The sequence below is a fragment of the Citrobacter sp. genome, assembly GCF_050252275.1.
Lineage (GTDB): Bacteria > Pseudomonadota > Gammaproteobacteria > Enterobacterales > Enterobacteriaceae > Citrobacter_A > Citrobacter_A amalonaticus.
The window spans coordinates 1-20,509 of sequence record NZ_JBFWLF010000044.1 but is presented as its reverse complement, the minus strand read 5'-3'; the positions used below and the strand labels follow the sequence as shown (position 1 = coordinate 20,509).

Genomic DNA, 20,509 nt, shown 5'->3' with positions numbered 1-20,509 from the left:
ACACAGGAGGACAAATGAGGATTATCCAGTTAGAGCCAAATAATAGTGGCTGAATATTAATTTAACCTTAAGAACTTAACGTTAAGAAAATATATCCTTTTTTCTCTATATTGCATTTGCATTGGCCAGGGTTTTCGGGCATTTTGCCCACTTAAATGATCATGTCTTTGATTAAGCGGTACGCCGCAAAGTGATATTTCTGTTCGCCGGTAACGGGTGGAGTTTACTGTATTTATCGTGTCCCAATATTTCATTAAATCCAAAAAATATACGGTTATTCTGTTATCGGCGCTGGTGATAATGGTAGGGCTGGGCAGCCATTTCGCCTGGAGTAGTAACGGATTGCCGCGAATCGATTCCCGTACCCTGGCGGTACTGGCAAAACAGCATCCGGTGGTGGTGTTGTTTCGTCATGCCGAGCGCTGCGACAGGTCAGACAATCTCTGCCTGTCGGATAAAACCGGCATTACCGAGCATGGCGCGAAGCAAGCCCGTGCGTTGGGTGCCGCGTTTGGTAAAGAGATAAAAGACTACGATTTGTATGCCAGCGATACGGTACGCACCATTCAGTCAGCGACCTGGTTTTCTGCAGATAAAAAACTGACGGTAGATAAAGGCATGCATGCCTGTGGACGGGGGACTTATCAGGCCATTGAGCGTTTAGCCAATAAGTCGGAAAATAAAGATGTGGTAATTTTTACCCACAATCATTGTTTGACATATCTGGCAAAAAATATGCGGGGTGTAAAATTGACCCCGGATTATCTGGACGGCCTGGTGATGCATGTCGATAAGGGAAAATTATTCCTTGATGGTAAACTGGTATCACTCTAACCCCTATTATGAATAAAGAATGACAGCTGTAATGGCTGTCATCAAATATTACAATAACCCTTTCAGTGTTAAGGTTTTCACCGTCGCAACGTTCAGATCGTATTTCGCTAAATCTTCCGGCTTGACCCAGGCAAACGCCTGAAACTCGTCATTGATATGCACCTCACGATTGGCAGCGATGCAGTCGAAAATCAGGTAAATCATATAAATCTCTTCCTGACGGCCATCGGGGTAGGTTTTGGTACGGATATCATCGCTGAAGGTCCAGGGTTTGATATCAGTCAGAACCAACTCAGTACCCAGTTCTTCGCGAATCTCACGGCGCAGGGCCTCTTCAATGCGTTCCCCTGGTTCAACGCCACCACCAGACAGTGCCCATTGGCCCGGGAAAACGCCCCGGTCGTCGGCCATCTGGCACAGGAGATAACTTCCAGCATTCTGTATTAAGGGGCAAACAATAGTCCTTTGACGCACGGTAATGTTCCTTGAAGCAGAGGGAGTGTTAGCAGGGAAAAGTTTATCCCCTGGCAACAGGGGAGAAAATGTTTATTTTCTATTCATATGAGAAATGTACTTTGATGGATTGCTATGAATAAAAAATAGTATCCTGGCGCTTTTCCGGACGGTAAAGAGGGTTAACGAGACTCTTCTTGCCTCTGAACGGTATTATTTAGTTACAAAATGCTGCACGATCGCTTTTTTAGCTCATTGATTCCTTTAGCGCTGGCAGTACAATCCTGCGGCTTTGGGGAACTTTACGTATTTGCTTGCTGGAAAGGGTAAAAATGAAAAAAAGCGTATTATTTGGCATAGCGGGAATGCTGTTCGTTTCCTCCTCTGCGAGTGCAATGAGCATCAGCGGACAGGCGGGTAAAGAATATACCAACGTTGGCGTCGGCTTTGGCACCGAGTCCACGGGACTGGCGCTGAGCGGTAACTGGATGCATAGCGATGACGACGGCGACGTCGCGGGTCTGGGGCTGGGGCTAAATCTACCGCTCGGTCCGCTGATGGCGACGGTGGGCGGCAAAGGGGTCTATACCAACCCGAACGACAGTGATGAAGGCTATGCTGCTGCGGTTGGTGGTGGATTACAGTGGCCAATAGGCGACAGTTTCCGCCTGTTCGGCGAGTACTACTACTCACCGGACTCGTTATCCAGCGGGATCCAGAGCTATGAAGAGGCGAATGCCGGCGCGCGTCTGACGATCATGCGTCCGCTCAGCATCGAAGCGGGTTATCGCTACCTCAACCTGGCGGGTAAAGACGGCAATCGTGATAACGCCATTGCAGACGGCCCGTATGTTGGGGTCAATGCCAGCTTCTGATTTTGGTGGCGCGGTCTTCTGCCGCGCCACTTTTGTTACCTTCCTGATATTTCTCTACCACGCCACTTCCCCCTTTGCGTTATAGTGTTTTCATCATAAAAGCAGGAGAACACGATGTTAAACGTGGAGATGTTATCCACCGGGGATGAAGTGTTGCACGGGCAAATCGTCGACACGAATGCAGCCTGGCTGGCCGATTTTTTCTTTAATCAGGGATTGCCCTTAACCCGTCGCAATACGGTGGGCGATAACCTCGATTGCCTGGTCGCCATTCTGCGCGAGCGGAGTCAGCATGCTGACGTACTGATCGTCAACGGTGGACTGGGGCCGACCAGTGACGATCTCAGCGCGCTTGCTGCGGCGACGGCGAAAGGGGAAGGGCTGGTTCTGCACGAAGCCTGGCTTGCCGAGATGGAACGATTCTTCCGAGAGCGCGGCAGAGTGATGGCGCCCAGCAACCGCAAACAGGCGGAACTGCCCGCCAGCGCTGAATTCATCAATAATCCTGTCGGCACCGCCTGTGGTTTCGCGGTACAGCTTAATCGCTGTCTGATATTCTTTACGCCGGGTGTACCGTCAGAATTTAAGGTGATGGTAGAACATGAGATCCTGCCGCGTCTGCGCGAGCGCTTCTCTCTCACCGAACCGCCGCTGTGCCTGCGTCTGACCACCTTTGGTCGTTCGGAAAGCGATCTGGCGCAAAGCCTCGACTCACTTTCATTACCGGAAGGGGTGACGCTGGGTTACCGTTCTTCGATGCCGATTATCGAACTGAAATTAACCGGACCGTATGCCCAGCGTGAAGCGATGCGCAGTCTGTGGCAGGAGGTCAAACGCGTTGCCGGCCAAAGCCTGATTTTTGAAGGTACCGAGGGACTTCCGTTGCAAATCGCCCGCGAGTTGCAGAAAAGGCAGCTCAGCCTGACGCTGAGCGAGCAGTTCACCGGCGGGTTGGTGGCACTGCAGCTCTCCCGCGTGGGCGCGCCGCTGCTGGCCAGTGAAGTGGTGCCTTCGCAGGAAGAGACGCTAGCGCAGACTGCGCACTGGACGACAGAACGGCGCGATAACCACTACGCCGGACTGGCGCTGGCGATCTCCGGGCTGGAAAACGATCACTTGAATTTTGCGCTGGCGACCCCCGACGGGACGTTTGCCCTGCGCGTGCATTTCAGCGTGACCCGTCACAGTCTGCTGGTCCGTCAGGAGGTCTGTGCGATGATGGCGCTAAACATGTTACGTCGCTGGTTCAACAAGCAGGATATTGCCAGCGAACACGGCTGGATTGAGGTGGTTGAATCCCTGACGCTGTAGTCTTTACCTCGCCCGAAGGCATTGTGTTTTTCGGGCTGATTCTTTTTTTGTCCAACCCATTGTACTCCCCACGAAAAAATCCGTGCGTCACCTCACATTCCTGCACGTAATTTCTCCATTCTGCTGGAAGAAAGGCGCGACATGACGCGCTTCACAAATTTACCTGGCGCGACCGATCACACTGATTCCAGTATCTCAGACTGGAGTCCAGTATGTTGGAATCAAGCAAAGTCCCGGCGCTCACCCGCGCCATCGATATTCTCAATCTGATTGCGCGGATTGGCCCCTGTAGCGCCGCCACGATTATCGAAACGCTGGGTATTCCCAAAAGCACGGCGTACCTGCTGTTGAGTGAACTGAAGCGTCAGCGGTTTATCAGTGTCGATCACCAGGAGAATTTTTGTCTGTGGACCAAACTGGTGGAACTTTCCGGCCATGCGCTCAGCAAAATGGATCTGCGTGAACTGGCGCGACCACGCCTGACGCAACTGATGGATGAAACGGGGCTGCTCTGCCATTTGGGGATCATTGACCATGAAAGCGCGTATTACATCCTGAAGGTGGAATCGTCTTCGACCATCAGCGTGCGCTCTCACGAAGGGAAAAGCCTTTCGTTGTATCGCTCTGGTATTGGTAAGTGCCTGTTGGCCTGGCAGCCCGCCGCCGTGCGTAACGCCATTATTGAACAGCTGGTGTGGGAGCAGACGACCCCCACCACGATCACCCAACCTCAGCAACTTAGCGATGAACTGGAACGCATCCGTCAGCGCGGCTGGAGCTTCGACAACGGAGAGGATTATTCGGATGTACGCTGTGTTGCTGCCCCTGTATTTAATGCCAATAACGAACCCGCCGCCGCCATTTCGGTGGTTGGCACTCGCTTAGAAATCAACGAAGAGAATCGTGATTATCTTGCCGGGAAAGCCATTGCCTGCGCGAAAGATATTTCACGTCTGTTGGGATGGAAAAGTCCCTTCGATTCACTCGCATCATAATAATGGAGAACATCATGACCCTACCAAAAATTAAACATGTCCGCGCCTGGTTTACCGGTGGCGCTACCGCAGAAAAAGGTGCTGGCGGCGGTGATTATCATGACCAGGGGGCGAATCACTGGATTGACGATCATATCGCCACGCCGATGAGCAAATATCGTGAATATGAACAGTCACGCCAGTCCTTTGGGATTAACGTGCTGGGTACGTTGATTGTCGAAGTTGAAGCCGAAAACGGACAAACGGGATTTGCGGTCTCTACGGCAGGGGAGATGGGGTGTTTTATTGTTGAAAAACACCTCAATCGCTTTATCGAAGGAAAATGCGTCAGCGATATCAAACTCATTCACGATCAGATGCTCGGTGCGACCATGTATTACTCAGGCTCTGGCGGTCTGGTGATGAACACCATCTCCTGCGTTGATTTGGCGCTGTGGGATCTTTTTGGCAAGGTGGTCGGCCTGCCGGTCTACAAACTGCTGGGCGGCGCGGTGCGCGATGAAATTCAGTTTTACGCCACGGGCGCTCGTCCGGATCTGGCAAAAGAGATGGGCTTCATTGGCGGCAAAATGCCGACGCACTGGGGACCACACGACGGCGATGCGGGGATCCGCAAAGATGCCGCGATGGTGGCGGAGATGCGTGAGAAGTGCGGCCCGGATTTCTGGTTGATGCTGGACTGCTGGATGAGTCAGGACGTGAATTACGCCACGAAGCTGGCTCACGCCTGCGCGCCATCTAACCTGAAGTGGATCGAAGAGTGTTTACCGCCACAGCAGTATGAAGGCTATCGCGAACTGAAACGCAATGCGCCGGCAGGCATGATGGTCACCAGCGGTGAACACCACGGCACGCTGCAGTCCTTCCGTACGCTGGCGGAAACCGGCATCGATATCATGCAGCCGGATGTCGGCTGGTGCGGCGGCCTGACCACGCTGGTCGAGATTGCTGCGATTGCGAAATCGCGCGGACAACTGGTGGTGCCGCACGGCTCGTCGGTCTACTCACATCATGCGGTGATTACCTTCACCAATACGCCGTTCAGTGAGTTCCTGATGACCAGCCCGGACTGCTCAACCATGCGTCCGCAGTTTGACCCGATTCTGCTTGATGAACCGGTACCGGTACAGGGCCGCATTCATAAGTCCGTGCTGGATAAACCAGGATTCGGCGTGGAGCTTAACCGCGACTGCAATCTGAAACGGCCTTATAGCCACTAATGACCTGTGCGTTGCCGCAGCGTCGGCAACGCCCTCATCTCTTTGAGGATCTTGCTATGAGTACCACTCTTCTTGACGGCGTGGTGAAGAAAAACCGCGCACGTTTAATCCCATTTATGCTGGCACTGTATGTACTGGCGTTTCTGGACCGTTCGAACATTGGCTTTGCCAAAGAGACCTATCAGATTGATACCGGGCTGAGCAACGAAGCCTATGCGCTTGGCGCGGGGATTTTCTTTGTGGTCTACGCCTTTCTTGGCGTGCCCGCTAACCTGTTGATGCGCAAGCTGGGGGCCCGAACCTGGATTGGCACCACCACGCTGTTGTGGGGATTCCTCTCCGCCGCGATGGCGTGGGCGGATACCGAGGCGAAATTCCTGATTATCCGTACCCTGCTGGGAGCGGCGGAAGCCGGTTTCTTCCCCGGCATGATCTATCTCACCTCGCAATGGTTCCCGCAGCGTAACCGCGCCAGCATTATGGGGCTGTTTTACATGGGGGCGCCGCTGGCGTTGACGCTGGGATCGCCGCTGTCCGGCGCGCTGCTGGAGATGCACGGTTTCATGGGGCATCCTGGCTGGTTCTGGATGTTCGTTATCGAAGGTTTGCTGGCAGTTGGTGCCGGGGTCTTCACCTTCTTCTGGCTGGATGATACCCCGCAGCAGGCCCGTTTCCTCAGCGCAGAAGAGAAAGCGGCGCTCATAAGCCAACTGGCGAGTGAAGAAGAGAAGAAGACCACGTCAAAACTGACGGATGCCCTGCGTAACGGACGCGTCTGGCAACTGGCGATTACCTATCTGACGATTCAGGTGGCGGTGTACGGACTGATTTTCTTCCTGCCGACTCAGGTTGCTGCATTGCTGGGCACCAAAGTCGGCTTCACGGCATCGGTGGTGACTGCCATTCCATGGGTTGCCGCACTGTTCGGGACCTGGCTGATCCCTCGCTACTCAGACCGTACGGGTGAACGTCGTAATGTCGCTGCGCTGACGCTGCTGGCGGCGGGGATTGGCATCGGCGTATCCGGGCTGGCGTCTCCGGTGGTGGCGATTCTGGCGCTTTGCGTAGCGGCTGTCGGTTTTATCGCCGTACAACCGGTGTTCTGGACCATGCCGACGCAATTACTTTCCGGCACCGCGCTGGCGGCGGGGATCGGCTTCGTGAACCTGTTTGGTGCGGTGGGCGGGTTTATTGCGCCAATCCTGCGTGTTAAAGCAGAAACGATGTTTGCCAGCGATGCCGCAGGACTGTTGACGCTGGCGGGCGTCGCCATCATCGGCTCATTGATTATTTTCACCCTGAGCGTAAATCGTCCCGCGTCGCAACCGGGTGCTGCGCATCAATAAGTTTATCCATGTTGTAAGGATCATTATGAACGCATTGTTAGCAAACCCTTTTAAGGACGCACTCCGCAAAGGGGAAGTACAAATCGGACTGTGGCTGAGTTCGACTACCTCTTATATGGCGGAAATTGCCGCGACGTCGGGTTATGACTGGCTGCTGATCGACGGCGAACACGCGCCGAACACGATGCAGGATCTCTATCATCAGTTGCAGGCGATAGCCCCTTACGCCAGCCAGCCGGTGATTCGTCCGGTAGAAGGCGCTAAGGCATTGATCAAGCAGGTACTGGATATCGGCGCGCAGACGCTGTTGATACCGATGGTCGATAGCGCAGAACAGGCGCGGCAGGTGGTTGCTGCAACCCGTTACCCGCCGGTTGGGGAGCGCGGCGTCGGTGCCAGCGTGGCGCGGGCAGCGCGCTGGGGACGCATTGAAAACTATATGGCGCAGGCCAATGAGTCACTTTGTTTACTGGTGCAGGTTGAAAGTAAAGCCGCGCTGGATAATCTGGATGCGATCCTCGATGTAGACGGGATTGACGGCGTGTTTATTGGTCCCGCCGATCTTTCGGCTTCGTTGGGGTATCCGGACAACAGCGGGCACCCGGAGGTGCAGAGGATTATCAAAGAGAGCATCCAGCGCATTCGTGCGGCCGGAAAAGCGGCGGGTTTTCTCGCCGTCGATCCGCTCATGGCGCAGAAATGTCTGGAATGGGGGGCAAACTTTGTCGCCGTGGGCGTTGATACTATGTTATATACCGACGCGCTGGATCAGCGGCTGGCAATGTTTAAGCCCGGTCAGACGATGCCGAAACTGAAAAGCAGTTACTAAATCCATAGCCCGGCGGCGCTGCACCGCCGGGCCATCTGTCAGACTTTACGGACTGTTTGCAATGATATCGTCGAGTGACAGTCCGGTTATCATCAACACCTTGTCGCGTTCGATCCCGCTCTTCAGCATCATCCGCGCGATACGTAATGCCTCCTCCCTGGTGCCTTTTTGCCTGCCTTCCTGCAATCCCGTATGGTGGCCTTCCTGCCGAAGCCTTTCTGCAATCGTCATCAATTTCTCCTTGTGATGGGGAACTCGCTCAGCGACGTTACGGATAAAGTCACTGAAGCGGGACACATCGCCGTACTGCACCAGATAATTAAACAGTGTATGCAACTGGCTGTCATTAGCAGTACCTGTAATTAACAGCGTGACCAGTCGGTCAACCAGCCCCATCAAATCACGATCGCGGATATGTTTTTGCATCAGTTCCAGCAGAGCTATGCGCTTATGCTGCATGATTTCGTCGTCAGAGATGACCGTGATATCGACCAGTGGAAAGGCTTCCGTGTAGAGTTGCCGCGCCAGCTGTGGGTCGTTAAATTCGTCCAGCCAGTTCAGTGAGAAAGGGTATGGGCTTTGTTCGCCATGATAAAACAGCATCGGGATCACCAGCGGCAGGGTTTTATTTCCGCTATCAAGGTGGTGTTGCATCGCGGCAGTGGCATAGCGCATCAAACGAAAGGCCATGTGCGGCACGGCGGTACTCTGATGTTCGATAACGCAGTAAATGTAACCCTCACCCTCGCGTGTTTTCAGCGACCACAAAACATCGGAATAGTAGGTTCTCAGGTCGTCTTCAATGAAGGTGGTGGATTCCAGTTTGAGCGTGGTTAACTCGCAAAGTTTGCATAATGACTCAGGAAGATGAATCTTAAGAAAATCCTGCGCAATTTCAGGATGGGTCATCATCTTTTTAAACACGGCATCGTACGGTGTTGACGTCGTTGATTTCGCCATGGTTGTCCGTCACCAAAGAATCCAGTGACGTGACGATACGAGGTTACATTAAGGGCTGCATGCCCGAAATTCAGTCTTTGCGAAGAGGGACGGGAGATAAATACGTACGACGGTAACGTATTCAATTTTGTGGAAGGCTAAACGCAAAAACGCCCGGGGCACCGTGCCGCCGGGCGAGTCATTTAGCCTAATGCTTTCGCCAACAGGGTGATCGGATGTTCGCAGCGTTTGCTGGTGGACATCTCGATTTGCCATTTGCAGGTCTCGCAGTCGGTCACCACAATATCCGCGCCGCTGTCTTCAATCTGTTTAAACAGCGGTGCGCCGATGGCTTGCGAGGTAGGATAGTTCTCTTTTTTAAAGCCGTAGGTACCAGCTATTCCGCAGCACTGAGAATCCAGCACCGTGAGTTCCAGCCCCGGAATGCGGCGTAACAGTTCAAGGGTGTACAGCGTCCAGCCCATTTTTTCCATATGGCACGGCGTGTGATACACCACTTTTAACGGTAACGGCTTCAGCGGCAGGGTTTTTCCTTCGTCCAGTTTTCGCCACAGCCAGCGGGTTGCCAGTTCGATATGTTCCCGCAGACCGCTGTTGTCGACGTCCAGCACTTCCGGATACTCGTCACGCAGTGCAAAAGTACAGGTCGAGGAAGTGGCAATGACCGGAATCCCCTTCACGCCAATCGCTTCACGCAGTGATTCGACGTTAGTTACCGCCTGTTTACGCGCCTTGTCGGTGAACCCGTTGGCAATCAGCGGCACGCCGCAGCACTTCTCTTTACTCAATAACTGAACGCCGGTGCCCATCGCGTTCAGCACTTTGATCAAATCTTTGCCGAGCTGCGGATGGTTGTAATTCACAAAACAACCGTGGAAGAAGGCAACCTGATCGTTGTACTGCGCCTGCTGGGCCGCCACGCTGCGATACCAGCGGCGGAAGGTGCCGAAAGAGTATTTTGGCAACGTCCGGCGATGGTCGATTTTCAGCGCGTAATCGAGCAACTGGCGCACCGGTTTCAGTGATGTTGCCGTGTTGACCACCGGCGCGAACGGGGTGGAAACACTGCCCATCAGGTCGGTGTGGCTTAAGATAAAGTTACGCAGCGACGGGGTGGAGGTGTCATATTTTGCCCGCGCACGCTGAATGATATCGCCGATTTTGACGTCAGACGGGCAGGCCACTTCGCAGCGTTTGCAGTTAATGCAATATTTCAGCGCGTCGTCGTACAGCGCGCCATCTTTCAGACGCAGGCGCTCACCGTCGGGACCGGCCTGTTTGGGGCCCGGGTAACCTGGATTCACACGGCTGACCGGACAGGCGGTAGTACACACCGTGCATTTGATGCAACTTTCAAAACTCGTATCGCTCATTGCTCACCTCCTGCACGTGCTGCAATGTGATGGGCGGCATGTAACGCGGTGACTGCGCAGACGCCGCCTCCGCATCCCTGGGCAATGGGGTCGAATCCGCCGAGAACCGAGCCAATAGCATAGAGGTTGTCTACGGTTTGTCCGGCCAACGACGGGCGCAGCGCCTCATCAGTGCTGACGCCAAACTGTTGCCAGGGTTGCGCGTCAAAGAAATCTCGTTGATACCATTCGGCGCGGGTCGCCGTTTGCTGAACATCCAGTCCCAGAATCGGTTCGCGGATCCCTTCACGTTCGGCAAGCAGGCCGCTGCTAAAGAAACTCCCGCTGGCAAGCACCGCGAAACGCGGGCGTAGCGGAATGTCCGCGTGGTTGCGCGTCCAGATTTCGCTCACCACGCCATTTTTGCAGGTGACTTTCTTCACCTCATCGCCTGGCATCCAGATCCCGCCCTGACGGACGAACTGACGCTGCAACTGGTTATGCAGACGGATCCCCAGCACCGATGGCGGTAGCGTAGGCAGTAGCATGAGCGAGCATGGCAGACGCTCGTTGAGCCAGCGCCAGAGGCGGTCATCCGCCAGACCAAAGCAGGCGGGCATGATGATCATTTCGCAGGTTTTTGCGATCGGCAACAGCGCGTCATACAACAAGGGCCATTTATCTTCGTTATCCAGAAAACGCGCAATATTCACCGCCCGAAATTCGGTGGCGTTGTCACGCAACACGTCCAGTTCCGGCAGGTCGATTTCGGCGGTTTCAACCGTCAGATCGTGTTGACGTAAAGAGGCCGCCGCCAGGTGCGCCTGAAAATCGAGTAAGCCGCTAATGCCCACCACACAAAGGCGTTTTGCCGCCAGCGGCCAGACAGGGACTTCCGGTGAACTGAGCCAGGTCGAACGCAGTGTGCCGAGCGGGGTGACCCGCTGATGTGACTGCCGAACCTCGCCTTGCAAATGCGCGCAGGAGGCTTCCAGCAGCGCCTGTGTCTGTTCAGCGAGTGTCAGAACGCGTTGCGTACCCAGCGTGGCGTAGGGATGTGTTGGGGCCTGTTCGCGCAGGGCGTCCAGACCGGCAGTGATGTCATTCACTGGTTGCCCGTCCGGTAGCGCGCTGAGCAGATCCAGCGAGCCGGAAGAGAAGTGCAGCGCGCTCTGACCGCGAGTGACCACCGCACAGCGTAATCCGCTCTTTTGCAACTGCAGTCCGCACAGCAGTCCGGCAAGACCGCCGCCCATTATGACCGTATCAAATCTCATCGCGAGGCTCCTTTTCCAGACCACATAATCCCTGGTATACCCAGCGGGTAAATTCGCTTTCGCGCAGGGCATCACCCCAGGCGATCGGTTGTACGCCTTTCCAGCGTTCGTTGAGGAAGTCTGACAACTGGGTAATGGACTGCGCAGCGGTGGTGATGTTAAAGCGTTGCAGCAACCCGGCGGCACGGCAGGCGCAGAGTTCACCCTGACAGGTGCCCATCCCCACGCGGGTGCGACGACGGAGATCAAGCAGGCTGTTGACGTTTAAATTTTCGACGGCGTACTGCACTTCACCCGCGGTGACGGCTTCACATTCACAGACCAGACTGCGGTGCTGACGACCATGACTCAGCCATGCTGGCGTACGGTCGCCGTGGCGATACACCGCGGAGCCCCGCAGTGGGGCTGGCAGAGAGATCACGCGCTTCAGCGTGCTTTCCGTGGGTTCCTGCGAGCCCGGTAGCGGCGTGTCTGCAGTGATGCAAGGACGCGTGTTACCCAGTTTCCGGCAGACCGCGTCGGTGGCCCATTCCGCCATTAGACGATAAGTCATCAGTTTGCCGCCGGTAATCGTGATAAACCCGTCCAGGCCGTCGCGTTTCGCGTGCTCGAACAGCACAATGCCGCGACTGACGTTACGACCGCTGGGATCGTCATCGCTTGCCACCAGTGGACGCACCCCGGAGTAGGCGCGCAGAATGCGCGTTTTCGCCATGATCGGCGCCAGCTTTTCACCTTCGCGCAGCAGAATATCGACCTCATCGGCGGTGACGCGATTGCTGTCGATATCATTGTAATCAATGTGGGTTGAGGTGGTGCCAATCAGCGAAATGGTATCGCCGGGTACCAGAATATCGGCGTCGGAAGGCTTGCGGCAGCGGTTAATGACGTGCTGGTTGATGCGGTGGTCCATAATGAGCAGCGACCCTTTCGCCGGGAACATGCGGATACTCAAATCGGCATATTCCGCGATCCGCTGTCCCCAGATCCCCGCGGCGTTCACCACCACCGGCGCATGCAGCGTTTGCGTTTCGCCATTGAGATGGTTGCGCACATGGACACCGCTAACGGTCGCGCCTTCACGGATCAACCCCGTCACTTCGTGGGCGGTCAGGATAATGGCACCGTGCTCTTTCGCATCAAGCATGTTGGCTGCAGTCAGGCGGAACGGATCGACCGTTCCGTCCGGCACTTTGACCGCGCCGATCAGCTGTGGGTTCACCGACGGTTCGATAATCCGCGCCTGTTGCGGATCGATCGCTTCTGCCCGAATGCCCGCTTCTTCACAGGCACGGATAAAGGTGGCCTGAAAGGAAAGCTCATCTTCGGGCAGGGTAATAAACAGACCGTCCGTCGGCTCAACGCAGTGGCGGGCGATACGTTTCAGAATTTGGTTTTCGCTGATGCATTCGCGGGCAGATTCGGCGTCAGTCACCGCATAACGCGCGCCGCTGTGCAGCAGCCCGTGGTTACGACCGGTCGCTCCGGTCGCAATATCATGACGCTCGACTAAAATAACACGGAGTCCACGCAGCGCGCAGTCGCGGGCAATCCCTGCGCCAGTGGCACCACCCCCAATGATAATCACGTCACTGGTTTGCGAGTCGCGAGTTTTCATTGTTTTCCCTCACAGTTCGTTTTTTATCATTTAGCCACATAAAAAGCATGGTTTGTTTGATTTCGCGCATATTCGCTCATGATTCGAAAATGAAACGTGATTTCGTGCGCCTTTCTGAACATTCATCATAAATCTGTAACAATATGTGCTGTAATTCACATTCACGGCATGTATCTTTGCATAACATCGCGACCAACACTGGAAGCAGCGGGGGTTGCGTGTACCACCTGCGGTGTTTACTACTTATAAAAGACGGGCCACGGAGGCTACATTATGTTGAGTATTTTTAAACCAGCGGCGCATAAAGCTCGCTTGCCTGCAGCGGAGATCGATCCGACATACCGCCGGCTTCGCTGGCAAATATTCCTGGGGATATTCTTTGGCTATGCCGCGTACTATCTGGTGCGCAAGAACTTTGCCCTTGCAATGCCTTACCTGGTCGAGCAGGGGTTTTCACGCGGTGATTTAGGTTTTGCCTTGTCGGGGATCTCTATTGCCTACGGATTTTCGAAATTCATCATGGGGTCGGTTTCGGATCGCTCGAATCCGCGCGTTTTCCTGCCTGCCGGTCTGATTCTGGCCGCGGCAGTGATGCTGTTCATGGGCTTTGTACCGTGGGCGACATCGAGCATTGCCATTATGTTCGTGCTGTTGTTCCTCTGCGGATGGTTCCAGGGAATGGGCTGGCCGCCGTGCGGACGCACCATGGTGCACTGGTGGTCGCAGAAGGAACGTGGCGGGATTGTCTCCGTCTGGAACTGTGCGCATAACGTCGGTGGCGGGATTCCTCCGCTGCTGTTCCTGCTCGGGATGGCCTGGTTTAACGACTGGAAAGCTGCCCTGTATATGCCAGCGTTCGGCGCCATTCTGGTGGCTATTTTCGCTTTCGCGCTGATGCGTGATACGCCGCAATCCTGTGGCCTGCCGCCCATCGAAGAGTACAAAAACGACTATCCGGACGACTACAACGAGAAAGCGGAAGAAGAGCTGACCGCGAAGCAGATCTTCATGCAGTACGTTCTGCCGAATAAACTGTTGTGGTACATCGCGATTGCGAACGTGTTCGTTTATCTGCTGCGTTACGGCATTCTCGACTGGTCTCCAACCTATCTGAAAGAAGTGAAGCACTTTGCGCTGGATAAATCCTCCTGGGCCTACTTCTTCTATGAATATGCAGGGATCCCTGGCACGCTGCTGTGCGGCTGGATGTCGGACAAAGTGTTCCGTGGTAACCGTGGCGCGACCGGTGTGTTCTTTATGACCCTGGTGACGATCGCTACCATCGTTTACTGGATGAACCCGGCAGGTAACCCGACCGTCGATATGGTTTGTATGATTGTGATCGGCTTCCTGATTTACGGTCCGGTGATGCTGATTGGTTTGCATGCGCTGGAACTGGCACCGAAAAAAGCCGCAGGGACGGCAGCGGGCTTTACCGGCCTGTTTGGTTACCTCGGCGGTTCCGTGGCGGCCAGCGCCATCGTCGGCTACACCGTGGACTTCTTCGGCTGGGACGGCGGTTTCATGGTGATGATCGGCGGCAGCATTCTGGCGGTGATTCTGTTGATTGTGGTGATGATCGGCGAAAAACGCCACCATGCTGAGATGCAACTGAAACGCAACGGGGGCTAAGTGAATGAAAAAAACACTGAAAAACCTGAGCCTGACGCTGATGATGGCGGGCGCGGTAATGGGAAGTCATGCCCTGGCCGCCAGCAACACGGATAAAGTTGTGATTGCCCACCGTGGCGCGAGCGGCTACCTACCGGAACATACGCTGCCCGCGAAAGCAATGGCCTACGCGCAGGGGGCGGATTATCTGGAACAGGATCTGGTGATGACCAAAGACGACCAACTGGTCGTCCTGCATGACCACTATCTTGATCGCGTGACGGATGTCGCCGAGCGTTTTCCGGATCGTGCACGCAAAGACGGTCGTTATTACGCCATCGACTTTACGCTGGACGAAATCAAATCTCTGAAATTTACCGAAGGGTTTTATCTGGAAAATGGCAAGAAGGTGCAAACCTATCCTGGGCGTTTCCCGATGGGTAAATCGGATTTCCGCGTGCATACCTTTGCTGAAGAGATCGAGTTTGTTCAGGGACTGAACCATTCTACCGGCAAGAACATCGGTATCTATCCGGAGATCAAAGCGCCGTGGTTCCATCATCAGGAAGGGAAGGACATTGCGACGAAGACTCTGGAAGTGCTGAAACAGTACGGTTACAGCGACAAGCAGGACAAAGTCTATCTGCAAAGTTTTGATGTAGCAGAACTCAAGCGCATCAAAAATGAGCTGGAACCTAAAATGGGGATGGATCTGAACCTGGTGCAGTTGATTGCCTATACCGACTGGAATGAAACCCAGGAGAAGCAGCCGGACGGCAGTTGGGTCAATTACAACTACGACTGGATGTTCAAACCTGGGGCGATGAAACAGGTGGCGGAATATGCGGACGGCATCGGTCCGGATTACCACATGCTGATTGACGAGAAGTCGACGAAAGGCAATATCGTCCTGACAGATATGGTGAAAGAGGCCCACCAGAATAAGATGACGGTTCATCCTTATACGGTGCGCGCCGATCAGTTGCCGGAGTACACGACGGATGTAAATCAGCTGTATGACATCCTCTACAACAAAGCGGGCGTGGACGGGCTGTTCACCGACTTCCCCGACAAAGCGGTGATGTTCTTACGTAAAGAGTAACAACCGCGTTATCCCTCTCCACTGCACCCCAAAGGCGGGCAACCGCTGAGTAAGGTGCAGTTTTTTTATCTCTTTTCCTGCCGGTTTAATGCAAAAAAGCACACGTCAGATCAAGAAGTCCGTAGCCGATCATGAATTTCTTAAGATTTCCTTAAGAAGAAGATTTATATTTGTTCGATAAATAATTTATGTCGTTACTGTAACGGATGGTCAGAATGGCGCAGGCAGCAGTGCAGGATGAGTTTGAGAGCTGGTGGGCAACGGAAGGCGATTGGGTCGAAGAACCGAATTATCGACGCAAAGGGATGAGCGGTGTGCAATGCATCGAACGTGACGGGAAGAAATTGTATGTGAAGCGGATGACACAACACCTGTTTCACTCGGTACGCTATCCTTTCGGACGTCCGACAATTGTGCGCGAAATCGAGGTGATCAACGAACTGGCCCGCGCGGGCGTTATCGTGCCGAAAATTGTCTATGGCAACGCGACAAAAGTTAACGGTGAGTGGCGTGCGCTGCTGATCACCGAAGATATGAAAGGTTTTGTGAGCATCGAGGAGTGGTATAAACAGCATGCAGTGACGCCGTATCCTGATGAGGTGCGTGATGCAATGCTAAACGCGGTCGCGCTGGCCTTTAAAAAGATGCACAGCGTCAATCGTCAGCACGGTTGCTGCTACGTAAGACATATCTATGTGAAAACGGAAGGGACGGTAGAAGCCGGGTTTTTAGATCTGGAAAAAAGCCGTCGTCGTTTGCGCCGCCATAAAGCGGCGCACCATGACTTCTCTCAGCTTGAGAAGTACCTGAGTCCCATCCCGAAAGCGGACTGGGAACAGGTGAAAGCGTATTACTACGCGCTGTAACGCGCGCTACATCTCAATTTCGATGTCGCCTTTTGCCCTGCAACAGCAGGGCAAAATTTCGCCGGGCTGAATGAATGCTAACGGCTCGGCGATCCAGTCCACTTGACCTGCAATCAGACGGCAGCGGCAAGAGCCGCAATAGCCTTCGCGGCACTGATATTCCACTTCAACGTTGTGCGATTCAAGCGCGGCGAGCAGGGAAGGGTGTTCATCCTGGCACAGCAACTGTGTGCCAGTGATGCGCAGCGTGACGCGTCCCATCAGAGCTGGAAGTTACTCAGATCGTCGGTATCGACTTCAGAGTCGATCTGCCCGACCAGATAAGAACTCACTTCCACTTCCTGCGGGGCCACCTGAACGTTATCGGACACCAGCCAGGTGTTGATCCACGGGATCGGGTTGGAACGGGTCTGGAACGGCAGATCCAGACCGACCGCCTGCATACGAATGTTGGTGATGTATTCGACGTACTGGCACAGAATGTCTTTGTTCAGGCCGATCATTGAACCGTCGCGGAACAGATAGTCTGCCCACTCTTTTTCCTGCAGGGCGGCCTGCACAAACAGGTCATAGCACTCCTGCTTACACTCTTCGGCAATTTCCGCCATTTCCGGATCGTCAACGCCGCTGCGCAGCAGGTTCAGCATGTGCTGAGTGCCAGTCAAGTGCAGCGCTTCGTCACGGGCAATCAGGCGAATGATTTTAGCGTTGCCTTCCATCAGTTCACGCTCGGCGAAAGCGAATGAGCAGGCGAAGCTGACGTAGAAGCGGATTGCTTCCAGCGCGTTGACGCTCATCAGGCACAGATACAGTTTTTTCTTCAGCGCACGCAGGTTCACGGTGACGGTTTTGCCGTTCACGGTGTGCGTCCCTTCGCCCAGCAGGTGCCAGTAGCTGGTCATCTCAATCAGCTCATCGTAATAGCTGGAAATGCCTTCCGCACGTTTCTGGATCTGCTCGTTGGTGACGATGTCATCAAACACAATAGCCGGATCGTTAACGATATTACGAATGATATGGGTGTAAGAGCGCGAGTGAATGGTCTCGGAGAAGGCCCAGGTTTCGACCCAGGTTTCCAGTTCCGGAATGGAGATCAGCGGCAGCAGTGCCACGTTCGGGCTACGCCCCTGAATAGAATCCAGCAGCGTCTGGTACTTCAGATTGCTGATAAAAATGTGTTTTTCATGCTCTGGCAGCGCCTGGTAGTCGATGCGGTCGCGTGAAACGTCAACCTCTTCAGGACGCCAGAAGAAGGAGAGTTGTTTTTCGATCAGCTTTTCGAAGATGTCATATTTTTGCTGATCGTAGCGGGCCACGTTAACCGGCTGACCAAAAAACATCGGCTCCAGCAGTTGATCGTTTTTCGTCTGTGAAAATGTGGTGTATGCCATTGAAGTGAGTCCTGTCAGCTGTGTAATGCCGGATGGCGCTTCGCTTATCCGGCCTACAACATCCGATTGATTTTGTAGGCCGGATGAGGCTTTTCGCCGCCATCCAGCAACAGATTAAATCTTACATGCGCCGCTTTCGCAGCCATCGTCCTGAATGGATGGCACCAGATCGTCCTGGGCATCTTCCGCGCCGTCGCGGGTGTTCTGATAATACAGCGTTTTGACCCCGAACTTATAGGCGGTGAGCAGGTCTTTGAGCAACTGCTGCATCGGCACTTTTCCGGACGGGAAGCGCGACGGATCGTAATTGGTGTTGGCTGAAATCGACTGATCGATAAACTTCTGCATAATCCCGACCAGTTGCAGATAACCGTCATTCCCCGGCATTTCCCACAGCAGCTCATAGGCGTTGCCCAGGTGCTCGTAGTCTGGCACGACCTGACGCAGGATGCCGTCTTTCGATGCTTTAATACTGACGTAACCGCGCGGCGGCTCAATACCGTTAGTGGCGTTCGAGATCTGCGAAGAGGTCTCGGACGGCATCAGGGCAGAGAGCGTTGAGTTACGCAGACCGTGGGTCTTGATGGACTCACGAAGCGCTTCCCAGTCATGATGCAGCGGTTCACTGGTGATGGCATCCAGATCTTTCTTGTAAGTATCGATCGGCAGAATACCCTGTGCGTAGGTGGTTTCGTTAAACCATGGGCAGGCGCCTTGTTCAATCGCCAGTTCGTTAGAGGCCTTCAGCAGATAGTACTGAATGGCTTCAAACGTTTTGTGCGTCAGGTTGTTGGCGCTACCGTCGGAGTAACGTACGCCGTGCTTCGCCAGATAGTAAGCGTAGTTAATCACGCCAATACCCAGCGTACGACGCCCCATCGCACCACGTTTGGCGGCCGGGATCGGGTAGTCCTGATAATCTAACAGCGCATCAAGGGCACGAACGGCCAGTACCGCCAGCTCTTCCAGTTCCTCGAGGCTGTTTATTGCTCCCAGGTTGAACGCGGAGAGCGTACACAGGGCGATTTCACCGTTTTCGTCGTTCACATCCATCAGCGGTTTGGTTGGCAGCGCGATTTCCAGACATAAGTTGGACTGGCGCACCGGCGCGACCTGCGGATCGAACGGGCTATGGGTGTTGCAGTGGTCAACGTTCTGAATATAGATACGACCCGTAGAGGCGCGTTCCTGCATCATCAGCGAGAACAGTTCAACGGCTTTGACACGCTGTTTGCGGATGCTGTCGTCTTTCTCATATTTCGTGTACAGACGCTCGAACTCGTCCTGATCGGCGAAGAACGCATCATACAGGCCAGGGACGTCGGACGGGCTGAACAGGGTAATGTCTTCCCCTTTCAGCAGACGGGTGTACATCAGTTTGTTGATTTGTACGCCGTAGTCCATGTGACGCACGCGGTTGCCTTCCACGCCACGGTTGTTTTTCAATACCAGCAGGCTTTCCACTTCCAGATGCCACATCGGGTAGAACAGCGTGGCCGCACCACCGCGTACACCGCCCTGAGAGCAGGATTTCACGGCGGTCTGGAAGTGCTTGTAGAACGGGATACAGCCGGTGTGGAACGCTTCGCCGCCGCGAATCGGGCTGCCCAGCGCACGGATACGACCGGCGTTGATACCGATACCAGCACGCTGGGAAACGTATTTCACAATCGCGCTGGAGGTGGCGTTGATCGAGTCCAGGCTGTCGCCGCACTCGATCAGCACGCAAGAGCTGAACTGACGCGTCGGGGTACGAACGCCGGACATGATCGGCGTCGGCAGAGAAATTTTGAACGTCGACACCGCGTCATAAAAACGTTTGACGTATTCCAGACGGGTTTCGCGCGGGTAATTCGAGAACAGGCAGGCTGCTACCAGAATATAGAGGAACTGGGCGCTTTCGTAGATCTCACCGGTGACACGGTTCTGTACCAGATATTTCCCTTCCAGCTGCTTAACGGCGGCGTAGGAGAAGGTCATATCACGGTCGTGTACGATGAACGAGTCCATCTGCTTGAACTCTTCTTCCGTGTAGTCTTCCAGCAGATGATTGTCGTATTTGCCCATTTCAACCATTTTCACCACATGGTCAAACAGTTTCGGCGGTTCAAATTCGCCGTAGGCTTTTTTACGCAGATGGAAAATCGCCAGACGCGCAGCCAGATACTGATAATCCGGCGCATCGCGGGAGATCAGGTCCGCCGCCGCTTTAATGATCGTTTCATGGATATCGGAGGTCTTGATACCGTCATAAAACTGGATGTGGGAGCGCAGTTCGACCTGAGAGATCGATACGTTATTCAGTCCTTCTGCCGCCCAATCCAGAACCCGATGGATTTTGTCGAGATTGATGCGCTCTGTACTACCATCACGCTTTGTCACCAGCAGACTCTGATTCATGTGGTTTTTTACCTGTCCGTGAAAGAAAAAATATCCCCTGCATTATCCACAATGCCACCTTGTGACTAA

18 protein-coding genes are annotated in these 20,509 nt (G+C 54.3%); 10 read left to right on the top strand and 8 right to left on the bottom strand.

Going from position 1 to position 20,509, the window contains the following annotated elements; translation table 11 throughout:
- Positions 1–234: 234 nt before the first annotated feature.
- Positions 235–834 carry a histidine phosphatase family protein gene (locus tag AB7E14_RS05895; protein WP_394804282.1) on the top strand — a complete coding sequence of 200 codons (600 nt, stop codon included), beginning with the start codon at positions 235–237 and terminating at the stop codon, positions 832–834.
- Positions 835–882: 48 nt separating this feature from the next.
- On the opposite strand, the gene nudI is transcribed toward AB7E14_RS05895, so the two are convergent.
- The gene (nudI, locus tag AB7E14_RS05890) at positions 883–1,308 is read right to left on the bottom strand and encodes a nucleoside triphosphatase NudI (RefSeq protein WP_043000042.1); all 426 of its coding nucleotides are present in this window, start codon (positions 1,306–1,308) and stop codon (positions 883–885) included.
- A 311-nt stretch (positions 1,309–1,619) separates the two neighbouring features.
- On the opposite strand from nudI, the gene AB7E14_RS05885 reads away from it, so the two are divergent.
- From AB7E14_RS05885 to yfaU, 6 genes are all read left to right on the top strand, one after another.
- Positions 1,620–2,162 (top strand): YfaZ family outer membrane protein, encoded by a 543-nt coding sequence (locus AB7E14_RS05885; RefSeq protein ID WP_058586861.1) that lies wholly within the window; start codon positions 1,620–1,622, stop codon positions 2,160–2,162.
- A gap of 114 nt (positions 2,163–2,276) precedes the next feature.
- Positions 2,277–3,473 carry a nicotinamide mononucleotide deamidase-related protein YfaY gene (locus tag AB7E14_RS05880; protein WP_102947985.1) on the top strand — a complete coding sequence of 399 codons (1,197 nt, stop codon included), beginning with the start codon at positions 2,277–2,279 and terminating at the stop codon, positions 3,471–3,473.
- A 212-nt stretch (positions 3,474–3,685) separates the two neighbouring features.
- Positions 3,686–4,468 carry an IclR family transcriptional regulator gene (locus AB7E14_RS05875; RefSeq protein WP_316962480.1) on the top strand — a complete coding sequence of 261 codons (783 nt, stop codon included), beginning with the start codon at positions 3,686–3,688 and terminating at the stop codon, positions 4,466–4,468.
- Between the two features lie 14 nt (positions 4,469–4,482).
- Positions 4,483–5,688, top strand: coding sequence for an L-rhamnonate dehydratase (gene rhmD / locus AB7E14_RS05870; protein ID WP_046401879.1), 1,206 nt, complete (start codon positions 4,483–4,485; stop codon positions 5,686–5,688).
- A 56-nt stretch (positions 5,689–5,744) separates the two neighbouring features.
- Entirely contained in the window at positions 5,745–7,034 is a 1,290-nt protein-coding gene (locus tag AB7E14_RS05865) for an MFS transporter (RefSeq protein ID WP_316962481.1), read from the top strand.
- 25 nt (positions 7,035–7,059) lie between these two features.
- On the top strand, positions 7,060–7,863 hold the full coding sequence (gene yfaU, locus AB7E14_RS05860; protein WP_044258552.1) for a 2-keto-3-deoxy-L-rhamnonate aldolase: 804 nt from the start codon (positions 7,060–7,062) through the stop codon (positions 7,861–7,863).
- A 45-nt stretch (positions 7,864–7,908) separates the two neighbouring features.
- Here yfaU and AB7E14_RS05855 read toward each other — a convergent pair whose 3' ends face one another.
- The 4 genes from AB7E14_RS05855 to glpA all read right to left on the bottom strand — a co-directional run bounded on the left by AB7E14_RS05855 (position 7,909) and on the right by glpA (position 13,070).
- The gene (locus AB7E14_RS05855; RefSeq protein ID WP_316962482.1) at positions 7,909–8,823 is read right to left on the bottom strand and encodes an Rpn family recombination-promoting nuclease/putative transposase; all 915 of its coding nucleotides are present in this window, start codon (positions 8,821–8,823) and stop codon (positions 7,909–7,911) included.
- Between the two features lie 182 nt (positions 8,824–9,005).
- The gene (gene glpC, locus AB7E14_RS05850) at positions 9,006–10,196 is read right to left on the bottom strand and encodes an anaerobic glycerol-3-phosphate dehydrogenase subunit GlpC (RefSeq protein ID WP_043000049.1); all 1,191 of its coding nucleotides are present in this window, start codon (positions 10,194–10,196) and stop codon (positions 9,006–9,008) included.
- On the bottom strand, positions 10,193–11,452 hold the full coding sequence (gene glpB / locus AB7E14_RS05845; protein ID WP_316962483.1) for a glycerol-3-phosphate dehydrogenase subunit GlpB: 1,260 nt from the start codon (positions 11,450–11,452) through the stop codon (positions 10,193–10,195). Before glpB ends, glpC begins: the two co-directional genes overlap by 4 nt.
- Positions 11,442–13,070, bottom strand: a complete 1,629-nt coding sequence (glpA, locus tag AB7E14_RS05840; protein WP_316962484.1) for an anaerobic glycerol-3-phosphate dehydrogenase subunit A — start codon at positions 13,068–13,070, stop codon at positions 11,442–11,444. The genes glpB and glpA overlap by 11 nt, the downstream gene beginning before the upstream one ends.
- Before the next feature lie 273 nt (positions 13,071–13,343).
- Between glpA and glpT the strand changes: the two genes are divergently transcribed.
- The 3 genes from glpT (at position 13,344) to inaA (ending at position 16,649) form a co-directional block, all read left to right on the top strand.
- Positions 13,344–14,702 (top strand): glycerol-3-phosphate transporter, encoded by a 1,359-nt coding sequence (glpT, locus tag AB7E14_RS05835; RefSeq protein ID WP_044258558.1) that lies wholly within the window; start codon positions 13,344–13,346, stop codon positions 14,700–14,702.
- A gap of 4 nt (positions 14,703–14,706) precedes the next feature.
- A complete protein-coding gene (gene glpQ / locus AB7E14_RS05830) occupies positions 14,707–15,783 on the top strand; it encodes a glycerophosphodiester phosphodiesterase (protein ID WP_316962485.1) in 1,077 nt (358 codons plus the stop codon).
- Positions 15,784–15,998: 215 nt separating this feature from the next.
- On the top strand, positions 15,999–16,649 hold the full coding sequence (gene inaA, locus AB7E14_RS05825; protein ID WP_043000053.1) for a lipopolysaccharide kinase InaA: 651 nt from the start codon (positions 15,999–16,001) through the stop codon (positions 16,647–16,649).
- Between the two features lie 6 nt (positions 16,650–16,655).
- Here the strand turns inward: inaA and yfaE are convergent, their stop codons facing one another.
- The 3 genes from yfaE to nrdA form a co-directional block, all read right to left on the bottom strand.
- The gene (gene yfaE, locus AB7E14_RS05820; RefSeq protein WP_316962487.1) at positions 16,656–16,910 is read right to left on the bottom strand and encodes a ferredoxin-like diferric-tyrosyl radical cofactor maintenance protein YfaE; all 255 of its coding nucleotides are present in this window, start codon (positions 16,908–16,910) and stop codon (positions 16,656–16,658) included.
- On the bottom strand, positions 16,910–18,040 hold the full coding sequence (nrdB, locus tag AB7E14_RS05815) for a class Ia ribonucleoside-diphosphate reductase subunit beta (RefSeq protein WP_042317865.1): 1,131 nt from the start codon (positions 18,038–18,040) through the stop codon (positions 16,910–16,912). Before nrdB ends, yfaE begins: the two co-directional genes overlap by 1 nt.
- Positions 18,041–18,154: 114 nt before the next feature.
- Positions 18,155–20,440, bottom strand: a complete 2,286-nt coding sequence (gene nrdA / locus AB7E14_RS05810) for a class 1a ribonucleoside-diphosphate reductase subunit alpha (RefSeq protein ID WP_044258561.1) — start codon at positions 20,438–20,440, stop codon at positions 18,155–18,157.
- Positions 20,441–20,509: the final 69 nt, after the last annotated feature.